This is a genomic window from Pseudopedobacter sp. (assembly GCF_040392825.1).
GTDB lineage: Bacteria > Bacteroidota > Bacteroidia > Sphingobacteriales > Sphingobacteriaceae > Pseudopedobacter.
The window spans coordinates 1-3,896 of record NZ_JBEBVH010000325.1; the positions used below are offsets into that span (position 1 = coordinate 1).

Genomic DNA, 3,896 nt, shown 5'->3' on the forward strand with positions numbered 1-3,896 from the left:
ACAGATATTGTGAGAAATGAATATGGATTTGAAGGTTTTATTGTAAGTGACTGGATGGATATGGAAGCGCTGAGTCGAAAGCATAAAATTGCTTCTACCATAAAAGAAGCATTCAGGGTTTCTGTAGATGCAGGTGTGGATATGCACATGCATGGTCCCGAGTTTTTAGAAAGTATTAAAGAGCTTGTTTCGGAAGGAAAACTTTCTGAAGAAAGAATTAATGCCGCTTGCGAAAAAATCCTCGAAGCGAAATTTATGCTGGGACTTTTTGAAAAGAGATATGCAGACGAGAAAAATCTGAAAAAATTATTGTTTACCAAACAGCATCAGCAAACCGCATTAGACATAGCCCGAAAAGGTATTGTTCTGTTGAAGAATAAAGACAACTTTCTTCCAATAGCGGCAGGTAAATACAAAAATATTCTGGTAGCGGGACCTAACGCAGACAACCAATCAATCATGGGCGATTGGGTGTTCGAACAACCTCGTATAAATTATAAAACAGTTCTGGATGGAATCAGAGATTTATCTACAGGAAGTGAAGTTAACTATGTCGATGTAGGCTGGAACCTGCGAGCATTGAATACCGATTCCATTGCAAAGGCTATTAAGATAGCAGAAAATATGGATTTAATTATCCTGGCTTTAGGTGAGGATTCATTCAGGCAACACTGGAAAGAGAAAACCGGAGGAGAAAATCGCGACCGAATGGACATTACGCTTTGGGGAAAACAACAATATTTAGTAGAAGAACTTAAAAAAACAGGAAAGCCGGTTATAGTAGTGTTAATAAATGGCAGACCTCTGGCAACGCCCTGGTTAGAAGAAAATGTAGACGCAATTTTAGAAGCATGGGAACCCGGTTCATTCGGTGGGCAGGCAATTGCAGAAATATTATACGGAAAAGTGAATCCAAGCGGCAAATTACCTATTACGATTCCGAGGCATGTAGGGCAGATACCTATTTATTACTATCAAAAACCGTCTCAGTATTCCCATCCTTTTATTGATGGGGCGAAAGAAGCTTTGTACGATTTTGGTTACGGATTAAGCTATACCAGTTTTAAGTATGAAGCATTAAATTGTCCGAAGAGTATTAAATATGGAGAACCTTTAAATGTGACTTTTACGGTAGAGAATATCGGACAAGTAGCAGGAGAAGAAGTAGTACAGCTATACTTGAGAGATGATTTCAGTTCTACGACCCGGCCTGTAAAGTTACTGGTTGGATTTCAGCGGATTCATCTTCAAAAAGGCGAAAAGAAAATAGTGAATTTCTCTTTAGATAAAGAGGTTTTCAGTTACTATGACAGTAGAGGAAAGTATGTTTTTGAACCGGGAAGTTTCACTTTGATGGCTGGAGGAAGTTCATTGAATAAAGATCAGATTTTTCAAAAGGTTACTGTGGGTAATTAGTTCAAAAATTGAATTAACATGAAGAAACATCTATACATACTATTTCTGTTATCGGTACTTTTTCCGGTTTACGGTCGGTCGCAGCAGATTGCAGAGCAGAAAATCGAAACTGTTCTATCGAAAATGACTATACGAGAAAGAATCGGCCAGTTGAATCAACTGGATGGCAGAGGTATACATGGAACTGTAGAGCAGTTAAAAGAACTGGTACGCAAAGGAGAGGTAGGTTCATTAATGAATATTACCGATCCCAAAGTTATCAATCAGCTTCAGGAAGCAGCATGTAAAGAATCCCGTACTAAAGTTCCATTAATTTTTACACGGGACGTAGTACATGGCTTTAAAACCATGCTGCCTATCCCATTAGGTCAGGCTGCGACTTTTAACCCCGATTTGATCAAAGAAGGAGCAAGAATAGCCGCAATAGAAGCTACCGAACATGGTATCCGTTGGTCTTTTGCGCCCATGATAGATATTTCAAGAGATGCCCGCTGGGGGCGTATAGCCGAAAGTTTTGGTGAAGATAGCTATCTTACCGGAAAGATGGCAGTAGCTGTAGTGAAAGGTTTTCAGGGAGAAGACCTTTCTCATCCGCAGTCTATGGCAGCCTGTCTGAAACATTTTATCGGTTACGGGGCCGCCGAAGGAGGACGTGATTATAATTCGACCTATATACCCGAAAGACAGCTTCGGGAAGTTTATCTCCCGCCGTTTAAACAAGCGATCGAAGCAGGTTCTGCAAGTATCATGACTTCGTTTAATGACAACGATGGTATACCTGCAACAGGAAACAAAAATCTTTTGAGAGATATGCTCCGTAAAGAATGGGAGTTTGATGGCGTAACGTTATCAGATTGGGGCTCGGTAACCGAAATGATAAAGCATGGTTTTGCCCAAGACAGAAAACACGCTGCGGAAATAGCTATTAATGCTGGTTTGGATGTAGAGATGTCATCAAAATCTTTTATCCAAAATCTCGAGAAATTGATAGCAGAAGGAAAAGTACCAGAATCTGTACTTAATGATGCGGTACGAAATGTTTTAAGATTAAAATACAAATTAGGGCTATTTGAACAGCCTTATACTGATATCCATAAACCTACCGAAACTTATTCCGCAAAGCATTTAGCTGTGGCAAAAAAGGTGGCCGAAGAATCTGTGGTGCTGTTAAAAAACGATAATAAGACTTTGCCTTTATCTTCAAATATCAAAAGTATTTTAATAACTGGCCCATTAGCAGATGCATCTCATGATCAGTTGGGGACATGGACTATGGACGGTGAGACTGATAAAACCCAAACCCCGGCAAAAGCTGTTGCAAGTATGTACGGAGACAAGGTGAAAATACATTTTATGCCAGGGCTTACCTATAGTAGAGATAAGAATCAATCAAGTTTTGATGAAGTTTTGCGTATAGCGCATTCAGTAGACGCCATTGTTGTATTTGTAGGTGAAGAAGCGATTTTAACCGGAGAAGCGCACAGTCTGGCAGGACTCAATTTGCAGGGAGCACAATCCGAATTAATTAAGCAATTGAAAGCTACACGTAAGCCTTTGGTAACTGTAGTGATGGCCGGCAGACCTTTAACCATAGGAAGAGAAATTGAACAATCAGATGCGGTATTATATGCCTGGCATCCGGGAACAATGGGAGGTCCGGCAATAGCAGATATGCTATTTGGAAAAGCTATTCCGGTAGGCAAGTTGCCGGTAACATTTCCGAAAGGAGTTGGGCAAATACCAATTTATTATAATCATACAAATACTGGTCGCCCGGCTAAAGGAAATGAAAAATCAATAGATGAAATACCTTTAAATGCAAAACAGTCTGTGTTGGGGCATTCTTCGTACTATCTCGATATTGGCTCAAAGCCTTTATATCCTTTTGGTTATGGTTTATCCTATACCACATTTGAATATACTGATTTGAAGATAGATAAAACTAAATTGAATAAAAACGATACTCTTTCTGTAAGTTTAAAGATTAAGAATACCGGAGAATACAAAGGAACAGAAGTCGTACAATTATATATAACAGATATAGTAGGTTCTGTTACACGCCCTGTAAAAGAGTTGAAAGGTTTTGAACGGTTAGAATTGAAAGCAGGTGAGATAAATACTATTCACTTTAATCTTCCAGTATCTGATTTGGCTTTTTGGAATATAGATATGAAAAAAACAGTAGAGCCGGGCAAATTTAAAGTCATGGTAGGAACCAATAGTGAAACTGGATTAGAAGCAAATTTTGAAGTTGAATAAATTAGATGATGTCATGTTCGCGGTAAAATGCTGTGTCGGTTGTCGTCCTGAAGCGGAGTCGAATGTATTTGGAGGCTTCGAGACATCAGGAACAATTAAATAAGTAACTGTATACAAGTTAAAAAACATAAAACAATGAAAAATATCCTCATATCATTTCTTCTGCTATTGGCGATGCCAGCATTGGCTTTAAGTAAGACCGAAAAAGAAATATCGGTTGA

The 3,896-nt window shown here is 39.0% G+C and carries 2 protein-coding genes; both read left to right on the forward strand.

All coding sequences use genetic code 11. From position 1 onward, the window contains the following. A partial coding sequence (locus ABWO41_RS16315) for a glycoside hydrolase family 3 C-terminal domain-containing protein (RefSeq protein WP_353140309.1) occupies window positions 1-1,416 on the forward strand: 1,416 nt, incomplete at its 5' end. 18 nt (window positions 1,417-1,434) lie between these two features. Then, entirely contained in the window at window positions 1,435-3,675 is a 2,241-nt protein-coding gene (bglX, locus tag ABWO41_RS16320; RefSeq protein WP_353140311.1) for a beta-glucosidase BglX, read from the forward strand. Window positions 3,676-3,896 lie beyond the last annotated feature (221 nt).

Bases quoted from the DNA above. Each gene is read 5' to 3' on its own strand.
- bglX (WP_353140311.1), top strand. From the start codon at position 1,435: ATGAAGAAACATCTATACATACTATTTCTGTTATCGGTACTTTTTCCG.